General features: G+C 48.7%; 14 protein-coding genes. 11 read left to right on the top strand and 3 right to left on the bottom strand.

Annotated elements, in window-relative coordinates; genetic code table 11:
- Positions 1 to 93: 93 nt before the first annotated feature.
- Entirely contained in the window at positions 94 to 414 is a 321-nt protein-coding gene (locus tag NGM66_RS08325; protein ID WP_208908083.1) for an LPXTG cell wall anchor domain-containing protein, read from the top strand.
- Between the two features lie 146 nt (positions 415 to 560).
- Here the strand turns inward: NGM66_RS08325 and NGM66_RS08320 are convergent, their stop codons facing one another.
- Positions 561 to 1,175 carry a TetR/AcrR family transcriptional regulator gene (locus NGM66_RS08320; protein ID WP_208908085.1) on the bottom strand — a complete coding sequence of 205 codons (615 nt, stop codon included), beginning with the start codon at positions 1,173 to 1,175 and terminating at the stop codon, positions 561 to 563.
- 134 nt (positions 1,176 to 1,309) lie between these two features.
- Here NGM66_RS08320 and NGM66_RS08315 point away from each other — a divergent pair, with 134 nt between their 5' ends.
- The 4 genes from NGM66_RS08315 (at position 1,310) to thiT (ending at position 7,357) form a co-directional block, all read left to right on the top strand.
- Positions 1,310 to 2,014, top strand: a complete 705-nt coding sequence (locus NGM66_RS08315; RefSeq protein ID WP_208908087.1) for an ABC transporter ATP-binding protein — start codon at positions 1,310 to 1,312, stop codon at positions 2,012 to 2,014.
- 15 nt (positions 2,015 to 2,029) lie between these two features.
- Positions 2,030 to 4,741, top strand: coding sequence for an ABC transporter permease (locus NGM66_RS08310; RefSeq protein WP_258115545.1), 2,712 nt, complete (start codon positions 2,030 to 2,032; stop codon positions 4,739 to 4,741).
- Positions 4,742 to 5,050: 309 nt separating this feature from the next.
- Positions 5,051 to 6,610 (top strand): hypothetical protein, encoded by a 1,560-nt coding sequence (locus NGM66_RS08305; protein ID WP_258115544.1) that lies wholly within the window; start codon positions 5,051 to 5,053, stop codon positions 6,608 to 6,610.
- A gap of 198 nt (positions 6,611 to 6,808) precedes the next feature.
- A complete protein-coding gene (thiT, locus tag NGM66_RS08300) occupies positions 6,809 to 7,357 on the top strand; it encodes an energy-coupled thiamine transporter ThiT (protein ID WP_208908093.1) in 549 nt (182 codons plus the stop codon).
- Between the two features lie 282 nt (positions 7,358 to 7,639).
- Here thiT and NGM66_RS08295 read toward each other — a convergent pair whose 3' ends face one another.
- Both NGM66_RS08295 and NGM66_RS08290 read right to left on the bottom strand, forming a co-directional pair.
- A complete protein-coding gene (locus NGM66_RS08295) occupies positions 7,640 to 7,924 on the bottom strand; it encodes a hypothetical protein (RefSeq protein ID WP_208908096.1) in 285 nt (94 codons plus the stop codon).
- 84 nt (positions 7,925 to 8,008) lie between these two features.
- Positions 8,009 to 8,410 carry a winged helix-turn-helix transcriptional regulator gene (locus tag NGM66_RS08290; RefSeq protein WP_208908098.1) on the bottom strand — a complete coding sequence of 134 codons (402 nt, stop codon included), beginning with the start codon at positions 8,408 to 8,410 and terminating at the stop codon, positions 8,009 to 8,011.
- Between the two features lie 100 nt (positions 8,411 to 8,510).
- Between NGM66_RS08290 and NGM66_RS08285 the strand changes: the two genes are divergently transcribed.
- From NGM66_RS08285 to NGM66_RS08260, 6 genes are all read left to right on the top strand, one after another.
- The gene (locus tag NGM66_RS08285; RefSeq protein ID WP_208908100.1) at positions 8,511 to 9,473 is read left to right on the top strand and encodes a 2-hydroxyacid dehydrogenase family protein; all 963 of its coding nucleotides are present in this window, start codon (positions 8,511 to 8,513) and stop codon (positions 9,471 to 9,473) included.
- 210 nt (positions 9,474 to 9,683) lie between these two features.
- Positions 9,684 to 10,244 (top strand): hypothetical protein, encoded by a 561-nt coding sequence (locus tag NGM66_RS08280; RefSeq protein ID WP_208908102.1) that lies wholly within the window; start codon positions 9,684 to 9,686, stop codon positions 10,242 to 10,244.
- 18 nt (positions 10,245 to 10,262) lie between these two features.
- The gene (locus NGM66_RS08275; protein WP_208908104.1) at positions 10,263 to 10,826 is read left to right on the top strand and encodes a hypothetical protein; all 564 of its coding nucleotides are present in this window, start codon (positions 10,263 to 10,265) and stop codon (positions 10,824 to 10,826) included.
- A gap of 22 nt (positions 10,827 to 10,848) precedes the next feature.
- Positions 10,849 to 11,922, top strand: coding sequence for a CAP domain-containing protein (locus tag NGM66_RS08270; RefSeq protein ID WP_208908114.1), 1,074 nt, complete (start codon positions 10,849 to 10,851; stop codon positions 11,920 to 11,922).
- Positions 11,922 to 12,689, top strand: coding sequence for a CAP domain-containing protein (locus NGM66_RS08265; protein ID WP_208908124.1), 768 nt, complete (start codon positions 11,922 to 11,924; stop codon positions 12,687 to 12,689). Before NGM66_RS08270 ends, NGM66_RS08265 begins: the two co-directional genes overlap by 1 nt.
- 163 nt (positions 12,690 to 12,852) lie before the next feature.
- Positions 12,853 to 13,794, top strand: coding sequence for an aldo/keto reductase (locus NGM66_RS08260; RefSeq protein WP_208908126.1), 942 nt, complete (start codon positions 12,853 to 12,855; stop codon positions 13,792 to 13,794).
- Positions 13,795 to 13,827: the final 33 nt, after the last annotated feature.

The raw sequence follows: 13,827 nt of genomic DNA, 5'->3' as shown, positions 1-13,827 counted from the left end.
ATTGTAGCTTTCTCATAGGTAGCTTTATTGTAGCTTGTCTTAGTATGGTATGTTCTAAATTTACTATATCCTAATTTTTTATAACCTAACGAGGTGAAGACCACGTTACAGACACCGAAGCCAGGTCAGCCAACGTCACAACGCGGGAAAACCAGTCACCCAACGACTTTGACGACGGGTGAAGATGGGACTGCAGACCAGTTGAACGCGAGTGCAATAGTTAGTGACGGTATTGAGACGGGGGCGGCCGCTCTAGTCAAAACAAATGGCGACAGGCCATCGAAAGTGACCACATTACAGGCAGTCTTACCGCAAACGGATGAGCAAAGTCATGGCCTCTTAGCCTTGATTGGCAGTCTGTTGCTGGCATTATCGGGACTATCTATGCTTAAAGGGGCGCGTAGAAAACGCTGAATTCAAGTATATTCTAGCACCGGCCAGCTGACAAGTATACGTTTCAAGAGTGGCTTAGCTTAAAAATAAAAACTGTCAGTCCCAATCAACGGGGCTGGCAGTTTTTTAGGATTTGTAGAAAGAAACGTTGTTAGGCAGAAATGCCACTAGTCATGTGCTTGAATACCAAGTATCTCATACGGTGACAAATACAGTGCCCGCATAATCAATGCAGCCACGTCGGCTTGCGACAAGGGTTCTGGGCTGGCTAGCCAAGTTGTGACAATCGACATGATGGCATTCGTGACGAGGCTGAGGGCGTACGTCGCTGGGATATCGTGGCGAAAAGTTGCGCTGCCCTTGACCCGTTGAAGCTCACTTAAAATGGCCGATTGCAATTTAGCCGTCATCCGCCCCAGGAAGGCAGGATCACCATGCGGACCAAATAAGAAATTCAGCAAGTCCTTATTTTTAGCCGCAAAGGCCACGATTGCCACAATTACGGGGTAAGGTTGTCCCGATTTGAGCTGACGATAGTCCATTGCCCCAGTAATTCCTGAATCTAATAGGGTTTGAAACTGCTTAGCGAAGTCGTCTTCCAGCTGATTAACTAAGTCCTCTTTATCTAGGTAGTGTAAATAAAACGTTCCCCGACTTATACCGCTGATGCGTGTCAAATCGCTTACCGTAATTTGTTTCAACGCTTTATTTTTGCCAGCTTTAACTAGCGCATTGGTGATTCGTGTATTGGTTTTTGCAACGCGTTCTTGCTGTGTCGCCATTAGATTTTCGCCTCTTCCAGTTACTTGACACTTTTCTTTAAAGTGAACATAGAATTTAGCATCAAATATGGTTAAATAGATAATGAATTTAGTTGACACGTTGTCTATTATTATTCATCTGGAGGGAAAAATCAATGACTAATTTCATTACCGTTCAAAACGAAACAAAGACGTATGGCAATGGTGAGCATGCGGTTACTGCGAATCAGGACATCAGTTTTAACATTGCTGCTGGTGAATTAACCATTATTTTGGGGGCTTCTGGGGCTGGCAAGTCAACGCTGCTCAACGTACTAGGGGGTATGGACCATCTGACTAGCGGTAGTGTTAACGTTAATGGCGTTGAATTGGGGGACCTTGACGAACGGGGATTGACCACCTATCGTCGTAAACAAATTGGCTTTGTCTTTCAGTTCTATAACTTGGTCCAAAATTTAACGACGCTGGAAAATGTCGAACTGGCTGCCGAAATTACAGAAAATGCGATGGATGCCACGGCGGCTTTAACGGCGGTAGGCCTGCAACAACGTGCTCAAAATTTCCCGGCGCAACTCTCGGGTGGTGAGCAACAGCGGGTGGCCATTGCCCGTGCGATTGCCAAGAATCCAGCATTGCTACTTGCTGACGAACCAACAGGGGCCCTCGATTATCATACAGGGAAAAAGATTTTGCAATTATTCCAGGACTTTACTCGTAAATCTGGTAAGAATGTCATTATTGTGACCCATAATTCAATGATCCGACCAATGGCTGACCATGTTATTGAGATCGTTGATGGTCAAGTGAAATCGGATACGCACAATGACCAGCCAACACCCGTTGCTGAACTAGAATGGTAGGCGACTAAAATGAAAATGCTGAATAAAAATATTACTCGGGAGTTCAGATCCTCACTAGCACGCTATGTCTCGGTATCAGCTCTGTTGATGTTAGGCGTCTTCGTCTTCATCGGGCTTAATGTGACTGGCCCCAACATGCGGCAGACGGCACAGCGGGTTTATTCGACCGAGCATCTCGCCGACGCCAAGGTTAGCTCAACGATTGCGTTAACGGCAAAAGACCGTACCGCAATTCAACAGCTGCAAGGCATTAAGACAGTTGAATACGGTCACACACAGGATGTTCTGATCAAGGGGTCTCAAAAAGCAATCCGTGTTCAAAGCAACCCCCAATCATTATCAAAAATGACGTTGGTCAAGGGGCGTCAGGCGACCCGCTCAAATGAAATTGTGTTGAGCAATCAGTTGCGCCACCAGTATCCGCTTGGTACCAAAATACACTTGGTCGCGGGTAAAACCAATACAAGTACCGGCCTCCACAAGCGAGCCTACACCGTTGTTGGTTTTGCCACGTCCTCGGAATACCTGAAAAAGGATAAGCTGGGTGATACCAGTTTGGGTAACGGGACTTTAGCTGGCTTTGCTTATACCACTAAGGCGGCCTTTTCGAGTAGTCGGCCTAATGTTGCGCGGCTAGCTTTCACACACACGAAAGGTGTGGCGTATTCAGATTCCTATGAACACCATGCAGCTAGTCTGGTGACGAAGCTTCAAAAAAAGCTAAATCGGCGTAATACAACTAGGGTGGCTGATCTGCGTCATGAGTTAACCCACACCATAACGACTGCACAAGGGAAGCTCACAGCTAATCGTCGTAAATTCAATCAGGCGGCAGCGCAGTTAGATACTGCACAAAAGCAACTTGATACACAATTATCGCGAGCTAAGGCTACCCAGTCAACTGCAACCATCACGCAGCTTAATGTAAAGCAGCAACAGCTTAAGCTACAACGCCAATCATTAGCGACGCAACGACAGCAGCTTACGACAGCTCAAACGAAAATTAACAATGCCAAAGTTAGCAAGCGGCAGCTCAAAAATGTCAGTCTCACGATTGGAACTCGGAATGACTACAACGCTGGCTATAATAATTATGGCGAAGATGCCGCCCGGATTGATGCGCTAGGTAAGTCTTTTCCGGCATTCTTCTTTCTGATTGCGATTCTGGTTAGCTTTACCACCATGCGCCGGATGGTTTCTGAAAAGCGAATTGAAATGGGCACGCTCCGTGCACTCGGCTACAGCAAGGGGGCGGTCATGAAGGAGTTTTTAGTTTATAGCATTAGTACCGCGGTGACCGGGACTTTGCTCGGAAGTGTATTGGGATTAGTGGTTTTACCGCGCATTATTTTCCGGGCCTACACGACGAACTTTAATTTTGCCAACCTGCAGCTTGCTTGGCATCCTGGGTATATCAGCATCGGGTTAGGCCTAGCACTATTTTCAACCGTCTTAGCGTCCTGGCTGGCCGCACATGCGTCACTAAAAATTATTCCTGCAGATTTAATGTTACCGAAGCCACCGGCAAATGGGTCGCGAATTTGGTTGGAGCGATTCACCCCAATCTGGCGGAAGATGAGCTTCTCACATAAAGTCACAGCGCGTAATTTATTCCGCTACAAGGGCCGGATGTTCATGACGATTATTGGTGTCGCCGGTGCGACGGCATTGATGATTACGGGATTTGGGATTCGTGATTCCCTCAACACGATTGTGAATCGACAATTTGGCCAAATCAGTCGGTACGATTTGGTTGCGGTCTATAATCCAGATGCCAAGACGAGTGCCGTTAAGAAAGCCAAACAGGCCATAACGGCCAATCATCATGTGCAGCGAACAACGGCGACTCACTTTGAAACGGTGTATGCGACGACAAATCAGGAAAATACGCGTGAAGAGATTTCATTAATGGTGCCATTTTCTCTGAATCAGTTGGACCACTATCTTAAATTGCGCGACTATCGGACTGGTAATCGGATGAAATTAACCAATGATGGCGCCATTGTGTCGCAAAAATTGGCTAAACTACAGCACGTCTCTGTTGGGGATGACATGACCATCAAGGAAAGTGACGGAACAGCCCATCGGATTAAGGTTTCAGGGATCACCACGATGTACGCCGGTCACGATATTTATCTGACGCGGTCGTATTATAACCGGATTTATGGAACCCACGTGACCGCTAATGCGTACCTGGTTAAATTGAAAAATGCGACTGCTCAAAAGACAAATGCAGTAGCCAACAATTTCAATCGTCAACAGGCAGCCGTTCGGACGGTTCAATCTCGTGAGAGTAAGCAAACGATTACGAATATTTTAAGCAACCTCAACAACCTGATCTTAGTGCTGGTGTTGAGTGCATCACTCTTGTCGCTGGTCGTCTTGTATACGCTGACCAATATCAACGTGTCGGAACGTGTTCGCGAGCTGTCTACACTGAAAGTATTGGGTTTTTACCCCAAGGAAGTGTTGATGTATATTTACCGTGAAACGAATATTCTAACGGGCGCAGGTATTCTGACTGGGATTGGCGTTGGCTATGCCTTCCATGCCTATATCATGGCATTATTGCCACCGTCTACTGCGATGGTAGCGCCTGGCCTAACTTGGCTGAATATTGGGATTTCAGTTGTGCTGACGATTATTTTTTCCATGATTGTGATGATTCTGATGAACCATAAGATTCAAAGCGTGGATATGTTGGAAGCCTTAAAGTCGGTGGATTAGACGCAATCAGTGGTGGTATCTTCTTTAACATCTGGCTAGAATTGCTGAATAAAAGCGGGTAGACGTCGGTTGGCGCCTACCCGTTTTTAAAATCATTTTAGGGGGAATGCTGACAACGGCGCCCAAAAACGTAAAGCGTAAGCACGAAAAACGATGCTATTAGTTAATATATTGCACGTTAAAATAACGATTATAACAGTTAAATGATATGATTGATTATTTCGATGGAAAAGTATATGATAAAAGCGTAAAGAAAGCGCTTTATACTAGGAAAAGCAGAACGCCGAATGGGGAAGGGAAGTTTTTGCGATGAAACACTATCAAAGAATTGTTACATCGTTTATAACGGTTTTATTAGCATCCACGCTGCCGCTGATTACCGCCCACGCACAAGAATTTACCCACACCTACAAAAGTGGTGAAGTTCTAAAACTGACGGCACCGGGAAATTACAAATTTGATGATTTTACCGGGAACAATAACATCAGCACGACCTCTAGCTGGGTATTGAAACAACCCATCAGGATGTTTGCCAATGATACATTATCAGGTTTAACTGCCAGCGGCAAAACGATTACTTCTACTCACAATCCTAATAACAATGCACTACACACGGTCCTTGCTCCCGGGTACGAATATTACTTGAAAGATATGTATACTTGGCCTGGAAGTACCTTGCAAACGCCTTATTCAGTCAAAATTTATTTCAATTATGGGAGTTCGGAATTACTCCAAGCTCAAATGCCCATCCTAGTCTACCCACAACCAATGACTAAAGCCACCGGTCCATTTACGATTTATGAAGGCGGTAAATTTGTGGCGGATAGCCAGGATATTATTCATGATGCTTGGATCGACAAGCCTTGGACAGGAAATAACTATCTGAATAAAACCACGTTTGCCAATGACGGCGGCACGATTACCAATGATGCCACGACCGTGCTCGGTGATAATGGCCAACACATTACCGCTACACCAGGGACGTATGAAGTCAATTATACTGAAAATATTGCCAATGATTTGGCGGACACCTTAGCGTTAGCCTCATCTGTGAAGGCGGCTGAAAAATGGCACGTCTTGGCTACCCCCGTTGTGACCGCGTCGGCTACCGCCCAAGCCCAACCGAATGCAGCGGTTGATTTGACCAAAGCAGCGGCCATGACCGATGCCAATCACAGTGATGCCAAGGTGAAATTCAGTAGTGATGCTGTCACGAATAAGCCAGATGATTCGGACATGACGGTTCAGGTTAAGGTGTTGGACAGCCACCAACAACCGGTCACGTTAACTGATTTGTCCGCTCAAACGTTTAAGACGGCTGGACAATACACGGTCCAATACATTTACAACTACACCGATGAATTCGGCACCAGTTACGCGCCAGTCATGGCGACAACGGAATTAACCGTTGGTGACACGGATTCTGGTGGTTCTGGCGGCTCAAGCAGTTCAAGCTCCAGTTCCAGTTCCAGTTCCAGTTCCAGTTCATCTAGTTCAAGTGATCAGTCAGTGGATACTTCGGGTGACCCCGCGGTTGATTCTCAGAGTGATCAGAAGGTAGTAACTGGCGGTGATGGCGATGCAATCAATGATGGCGGCAGTCAAACCGCCACGTCACAAGCCACTAAGACTTCTAGCAAGCCGGCTAGTGACAATGCTAGTCCCCAAAGCGGATTGGCGGCTGACCAGATCAGTCCGTCGGCTCAAGCCAGTTCGGTAAAGCCAGCAGCACAATCGTCAACGCACGCACGGCAAAGCGGACTCATTCCCCAATTGAATGAAACCAGCAGTCTGTCGATCCTGGCAGGTGGGTTGGTCTTATTGCTGGGTACGCTGGGACTCGCTAAGCTGTACCGGAAGAACAAATAAATAGCTGATAGCTAGGCATGCAAAGCCGTTCTGTATTTGGGGACGGCTTTTTTGTGCAGTAAGTGCTGGCGTTCAACGCCTGATCTTGTGAACATAAGCCTTGGCGTCGCAATGCATCTAACTCTTTTTAAATGACAAAGAGCAGCAAGTGATTTTAGCGTATAATTAAAATTATCATATGGTAAGGGGGCAACATCAGTGAGACCGCAAGCCTTAACTGAAACAGCACTTTTTTCGGCTTTAGCAATTGTTTTAAGTTATTTGATTATTTTTCGGGCGCCTCAGGGTGGTTCAGTGTCATTAGTCATGGCGCCGATTCTAATTATTTCGTTGAAACAGGGCGTGTGGCCTGGCATCTTTTGTGGTGTCGTGACGGGTGCCATTACGTTCATGTTCGGCGGATTTTTCGTTGCGCCACTCCAGGTGATTTGCGATTACCTGTTAGCCTTCGGGTCAATTGGGTTGGCAGGTTGCTTTTCTCACAAATTTCTCGCGGCCATGAAGCGTGGCGACAAGCGGATGGTCTTGGTCACGACCTTATTAGCTGGCTTGGTCGCAGGTGTGTTACGCTTGCTGTTTCACACGCTGGCGGGGATTGCCTTCTACACGTCGTACGTCCCCAAAGGGCAACCCGTTTGGCTGTATTCGCTAATTTACAACAGTTTGTATGTGATTCCAGATACGATCCTGGCAATTATCTGTGTATTTGTTTTAACCGGGCGCTTGAAGCGGGTCTTTCTTCGGTGAGTCGGTATTGAACTAATGGTCATTAAAGAGCTAAATAAAAATCCGGTCAGCCGCCCACTTGAGCGTTTGACCGGATTCTTGTTAATGTTTAGGTGTCCCACAGAAGCCGTCGCAAGCACACTTACGATCGGAAATCATGGGGCAGTGGCAAATGCCATCGGCACTGGCGCAGCCGCACCCGGGGGCACAGGTCATGCCCGCGTGGCAAAATGGATTGTCTTCAGTCTTGGTGTCGGTTCTTTTAGCTTCTTCAGCCATTGTTATCGTCTCCCATTCAATTCATTAACAGCTTTCCAAGTTATCAGTGCTGATGATGTCAAAGCTTGCGTCGAGTTTTTGGGTCAACTGGGCCTGCTCCTGCTCGGTTAGTTGTGCCCGTTCACTACCAGCCGCGGGATGCGTTAACACCTGGTGGTATAGCGTAGCTTTGGCGTCCGTCGGGGTCTCACTTTTCGTGGCAGCGGCGACATCCAGCCCAGCGGCCGTGTCGATGTACGCATTGTCGTTATTGACGGTAAACCCAGCGGCGAAATAGTCCTGCTGGTTCACCAGAAAGTATTCAGTCATGTCGATCCTCCTCTGACGCTAAGAGTTCAGCGCATACCCAAAGTATACTAGCTGAATCTAAAAAACAACTGGCCGTCGGGTCGCTTACTGTTTCACTTTCCCCAGCCCAAACTGGACATCGTGAACGTTCAGCTCGCGAAGCCGTTTGTCGCCCCAGTCGTACATGGCGTCAATGATGGGCAGCAGCGAGCGACCCAGTGGTGTCAGGGAATAGGCGACCTTGACGCGGGGGCCGTTGTCTTCGATTTGTCGGTCAATCAGGCTATCTTCTTGGAGTTCCTTGAGTTTCTTCGCAAGTTCCTTGTGTGAGGCGTTGGGCAACAGCGCCTGTAACTCATGGAAGTAGTAGGTACCCTCGTGGCCCAAGTGATAAATGATATTGACTTTCCATTTGCCATTGAACATAGCTAAGGTGAATTCCTTGCGGCAAGTGTAATCGCCGTCACGGAGCCGTTGTTGAACGAGTTTGCGAACTGAATCAGTCATGTGATTTCCTCCTTGATAGATTGGGTAACTAAAAAGTGCGTTATTGTAAATGTATCCGTTTCCATTATACTAAGAGTATCAAATCTTTAGGAGGCAAATTATGAAAAAAGTCTATTTATCCGCTCAGTTTCCCCAAGTTGCGCTTGATGAATTGCGTCAAAACAATTTAGAGGTGGCCAGCTATACTGGTGAGGGCTTAATTTCACATGCAGAGTTGTTACGCCAAGTGGCCGGTATCGATTACCTGATTACCACGCTGTCCACGCAGGTCGATCAAGAAATCATCGACGCGGCGCCAAACCTCAAGCTGATTGCCAACTTTGGTGCCGGCTTCAACAACATTGATACCGCCTACGCCAAGACTAAGGGTATCCAGGTAACTAACACGCCGGCGGTCTCCACGAATTCCGTGACGGAAGTAACCATGGGCTTAATGCTGGCACTGAGCCACCGGATGGTCGAAGGCGACAAGCTGATGCGGACCAAGGGCTTTGCCGGCTGGGCACCACTGTTCTTCTTGGGCCACGAAATTGGCGGTAAGCAATTAGGTATCGTCGGCCTCGGCAGCATTGGTAAGGAAGTGGCCAACCGCGCGAACGCCATGGGGATGTCCGTGACATACTACGGGCCACATCCACTGTCTGACGAAGACGCTAAGAAGTTAAACGTCCGCTACCTGCCGCTAGAAGAGCTGATCAAGACCAGTGACTTTATCAGTATCAACGCGCCAGGAACGCCGGAAACGCATCACATGTTTGACGCCGCAGCCTTTGACAACATGAAGGACACGGCTTACCTGATCAACGTCGGCCGTGGTCCAATCGTCGACGAGGCCGCTTTACTGCCAGCCTTGAAGGCCGGTAAATTGGCCGGTGCCGCCCTGGACGTTTACGAAAACGAGCCTAATGTCGATGACGGCTTCAAGGCATTGGACAACGTGATCTTGGTGCCACACATTGGGAACGCCACCGTGGAAGCACGGAACGCCATGGCCAGCATCGTTGCCCACAACGTGGTCTTGTTAGATCAAGGTCAAGCACCGAAGTTCGTGGTCAACGCTTAGCGAACTTAGTTTTAATTAATTGAAGAGAAACAACAGTCCATCTACCAGTGATTACCCAAATAATTGACGGTTAGATGGATTTTTTGCGCTGAATCAGGTGAAGTGACAAGTTGTGACACCCCTAATCGCTATAATGAGGTTTAGTTAGTGGCATACATAGGCAAATGACGTAAACGACCACTGACAGAACTTAACAAGGAGGAATAGACAATGCGAGTGAATCATATTTTCGGTGCCCTGTTGGTGGCAACCACGATCGGCATCGGTGGCACGACCCTGACCGCCCCAACCACGGCACAGGCGAAGGCCAAAAGTAGTTTGAAGGCGTTTCCTAAGAGTATGCGGGGGACCTGGTACCACTATGAGGAAAATAACGGGTACTACTACAAGAGCATGAAGTTTACCGCGAAGAAGCAGGTTTTGCGGAATTATTTTGCTTCTTCTCATGGGGACTTTAAGGCGAAGAAGACGCTGAATCTGCATCAGGCGAAGAGTGTTGGGAGCTTTAGAAATGGCTTCAACGAAAAAAAGGTAAATCAGGTCAGTGCATTTGTCGCGAAGAAGGGCTATACGCGAGTACTGCCTTATGGTATTTTCGCATCTGATGGCCTCGGGACCTATAAGGTGATTCATAAAAATTACAAAGGCAAATCGGTCAAGGTACTGTACAAAAAGCCTAACGCAAATGATTTGAGTCAGTCGACGGATCACTTCTACCAAACCAAGACTCAAGCCAAATACTTCAATCCAGTTGGCGCGTTGCACAAGTAATCGAGGAGGAATCAATCAATGAAATTCACAAATTTGATGGGCGCGTTGCTCGCTACCGTTAGCTTTGGCGCGGCCTTGGCTGTGGCGACCCCAACGACGAATGCTCAGGCCAGTACTAAGATGACGATGGCCAGCTTCCCGAAGAAGTTCCAAGGAACCTGGTATTACTACCAGAAAGGCCATTATGACCGGTATACGATTAAAGCGAAGAAGACGTCGTATCGGAACTTCCAAAATAAGAAATGGCAAACAGGCCAAAGTCCCGTTAAGGTAACGCAACTAAATAAGGCGACGAAAAATACAAAGAAATATAAAGGATATACGGTCTTGTTTATGAGCAAGGGCTGGTTGATGGATCACCCATGGGAATACTATGGCAAAGGTATTGCCTTCGAGACGCCAGGAACAGAAGGGTATAAGATTGTGACGCGTCATTATAAGGGTAAAAAGATTAAGTCCTTATTTATTGACAAAATGTGGAATGCTGGGAACGGCGAAGTTCATCTCCAACATTACTACAAGACCAAAGCCCAAGCCAAAGCGTTTAACCCAACTGGCCTGACCGAAGATTACGCAGACTAAGACAGCAAGAGGAGGAAATCCCGTGAAGAAACTCACACGGTTACTGGCTGTCAGTGCGCTGACAGTGCTGGTTGGTAGTGGCGTTATTGAGACCGTCACGCCACAATCGACTGTTCAGGCGGCCAAGAAGGCCAAAGCCAAAAAGGCCAAGAAAAGCAAAGCCAAAAAGGCTAAAAAAGTTGCCAAAGACAAGAAATACTACACCGCTAAGCAGTGGTCACAGGTCTTACGCTACCGCAAGCAAGCCAAGAAGATCGGCGTGACGGCCAAGGGAATGTACGCTCAAAAGCCGCAGTTGAAGAAGGCATTTCGCCCTGGAAAGCTGCGTGCCAGTTATATCAACCGGACCGTCAACTGGATCAATTTCTACCGGACCATGTTTGGCCTGAGCAAGGTCAAAGCCGATAGTGACTGGAACACATCCGCACAGTACGGGGCGGCAACGTTGGCCGCTGCGGATAAGGGCTTGTCCCACGGCTTGGTTGGCATCAAGCGGCCTAGCGTTGTGTCCAAGACCGATTGGCAAAAAGGGGCAGACGCAACGAATCAGAGTAACCTCTATCAGGGTGTCAGCTCGCCATACGATGTGATCACGGGATACCTCAGCGATGATAGTGATCTGAGTGGCCTAGAGCCGGGACATCGGTTATGGGTACTGGGTGGCATCGACCGTGTTGGTGTTGGCCAGGCAGACGGTTACAATGACTTAAGAGTCTACGCTACCAATAGCTATGACGCCGCGGCGCCCGTGAAGCAACTGGCTTACCCACGGGCCGGGCTGACCCCGTACGCGCTGGTGAGTCAGGGTGCGCCTTGGTCAGTTTCGTGGTCGGACGACTACATGGGTGACGCCAGTTCCAAACCCCAAGTTCGGGTTTACGATAAGACGGCTAAAAAAGCTGTGAAGGTCACGCACGTTAATGCCGATCGATCAGGCTATGGCTTCTTTGGCACGACGGTTTACTTCCTCCCCAAGAAGAGCCAGCTCAAAGTCAACCATGCCTATACCGTTAATATTTCTGGCGTTGAAGACCAGTCAGATATTTCGTACACGACACGGTTGTTTAATTTAAAGGTTAATGGAGACTTTTACTAATGAAAAAAATGGGACAACGCTTATGGTTACTGGCTACTGTGGCCGTCATGGGTGTGGGCATGGTCACGACCGTGCCGGCGCAGGCCGCTACCAAGACGGTCAAGGTCACCAAGGTCAAGCGGGCGGCTTACCACGCCACCAAGGGCACCATTTACACGTCAAAGAAGCTGAATAAGGTGCGGGGGAAAGCCAAATCTTACCAGTACGTGACGCTGTACGTGACCAAGCACGCGACCATCAAGCAAAATGGTAAAAAGAAGATTTACTACTACATCAACACGAGCAAGGTCAAGGGCTGGCTGTGGCGTGGTGACCTCAAGTTCGGTAAAGCCACGCCATCTGTGGCTTCAATGAGTGCCACAATGGCCCAGCGCTTCGTGAAGCAGGCCAATGTTTACCGGGCGGCTAAAGGGATTGCACCACTGAGCCTGGACGCGGCGCGAGTAAACGTGTTGAAAACCCATGCCAAATGGTTGACGCTAGGGGAAAAATCCCAAACTGAAATTGACTGGGATGCTTATAACTCCCAGGCAGCTAAGTACGGGGTACCCACAGATACGAGTTTGATGGAGATTGGGTCCACTAGTAGCAAGGCCGACCTGAAAAATAGTCAACGGTTAGGCCAAATGACAATTGAGTTTTTCATGATCACAGGGCACAATCAACCGGACTATACCCAAGCGGTTTTAAAGGCGACGACAACTAAGATTGGGATTTATTGGTTTAATGACCACGGGACGGTGTGGTTTATCTTGTTGTATGATTAGATTGGAATTAAGAAGCAGGACGCACTGTCGTCTTGCTTTTTTGTCCATGTCACGAAGAGCCATACGAAAATTGAATACCAACCAATCAAAAATAAGCATTGGACATCTCCCAGCATTGCGCCTATGCTAGTCTCATTCAAACAACGAAGAGGGGTTTACAACCATGAAAAACACAACAGCTAAAATTGCGCTGGGCACCTGGGCCTGGGGCGACACCAGCGACGGCCAAGTCTTCGGTGACCAACTGACCGCCGCCGACCTTCAACCAGTCGTGGACGATGCCATGGCCGCTGGCTTGAACGTCTGGGACACCGCCTACGCATACGGCGCTGGTGAATCAGAAAAGATGCTGGGGACGCTTCTGCAGAAATACCCGCGGGACAGCTACCAGCTTTCCACCAAGTTCACCCCGCAGATGGCGGGCAACGGCGCTAACGAGGTCGCCGACATGCTGGCGGGGAGCCTGCAACGCCTGGGGACGGACTATATTGATATTTACTGGATTCACAACCCGGCTGACGTGGAAAAATGGACGCCAGGACTGATTCCGTTGCTCCAAAGCGGCAAGGTCAAGCGCGTTGGCGTGTCCAACCACAATTTAGCCCAAATCAAGCGGGCTGATGAGATCTTGGCCACGGCTGGCTTCCACGTTTCCGCCGTGCAAAACCATTTCAGCTTGCTCTACCGGTCTTCCGAAGAGGCGGGCATCCTGGATTACTGCCGCGACCACGACATTGATTTCTTTGCCTACATGGTCTTGGAGCAAGGCGTGTTGTCCGGGCGTTACGACGTCCAGCACCCCTTGCCAGCCGGGAGCATGCGCGCGCAAGTCTACAACCAGGTCCTGCCACAGGTAGAAGATTTGACCGCGGGCTTGACCAAGGTTGGCGCCAAGTATGACGCGTCGGCCGCCGAAGTCGCCACCGCCTATGCACTAGCCAAGGGCACGACGCCCATCATCGGCGTCACCAAGCCTAAGTACATTGCCAGCGAGCTGAAAGCGGCGAGTTTGACATTAACGCCGGCGGACCTCACGGACTTAGAGACGTTGGCCGCCGCGACGCATGTGGACACCAAGGGATCTTGGGAAGCACCAATGGTTTAATCTGAATTAAATGAAAAGGGTCCGCCGCGCCAG

This window comes from Levilactobacillus yiduensis (assembly GCF_024718525.1).
Taxonomy (GTDB): Bacteria; Bacillota; Bacilli; order Lactobacillales; family Lactobacillaceae; genus Levilactobacillus; species Levilactobacillus yiduensis.
The sequence above is the reverse complement of the archived record's forward strand: the minus strand, read 5'-3'. Positions and strand labels throughout refer to the sequence as shown.

Coding starts and splice junctions, on each gene's coding strand:
- NGM66_RS08320 (WP_208908085.1), bottom strand. CDS start 1,175: ATGGCGACACAGCAAGAACGCGTTGCAAAAACCAATACACGAATCACC.
- NGM66_RS08315 (WP_208908087.1), top strand. CDS start 1,310: ATGACTAATTTCATTACCGTTCAAAACGAAACAAAGACGTATGGCAAT.
- NGM66_RS08310 (WP_258115545.1), top strand. CDS start 2,030: ATGCTGAATAAAAATATTACTCGGGAGTTCAGATCCTCACTAGCACGC.
- NGM66_RS08305 (WP_258115544.1), top strand. CDS start 5,051: ATGAAACACTATCAAAGAATTGTTACATCGTTTATAACGGTTTTATTA.
- NGM66_RS08295 (WP_208908096.1), bottom strand. CDS start 7,924: ATGACTGAATACTTTCTGGTGAACCAGCAGGACTATTTCGCCGCTGGG.
- NGM66_RS08290 (WP_208908098.1), bottom strand. CDS start 8,410: ATGACTGATTCAGTTCGCAAACTCGTTCAACAACGGCTCCGTGACGGC.
- NGM66_RS08285 (WP_208908100.1), top strand. CDS start 8,511: ATGAAAAAAGTCTATTTATCCGCTCAGTTTCCCCAAGTTGCGCTTGAT.
- NGM66_RS08280 (WP_208908102.1), top strand. CDS start 9,684: ATGCGAGTGAATCATATTTTCGGTGCCCTGTTGGTGGCAACCACGATC.
- NGM66_RS08275 (WP_208908104.1), top strand. CDS start 10,263: ATGAAATTCACAAATTTGATGGGCGCGTTGCTCGCTACCGTTAGCTTT.
- NGM66_RS08265 (WP_208908124.1), top strand. CDS start 11,922: ATGAAAAAAATGGGACAACGCTTATGGTTACTGGCTACTGTGGCCGTC.
- NGM66_RS08260 (WP_208908126.1), top strand. CDS start 12,853: ATGAAAAACACAACAGCTAAAATTGCGCTGGGCACCTGGGCCTGGGGC.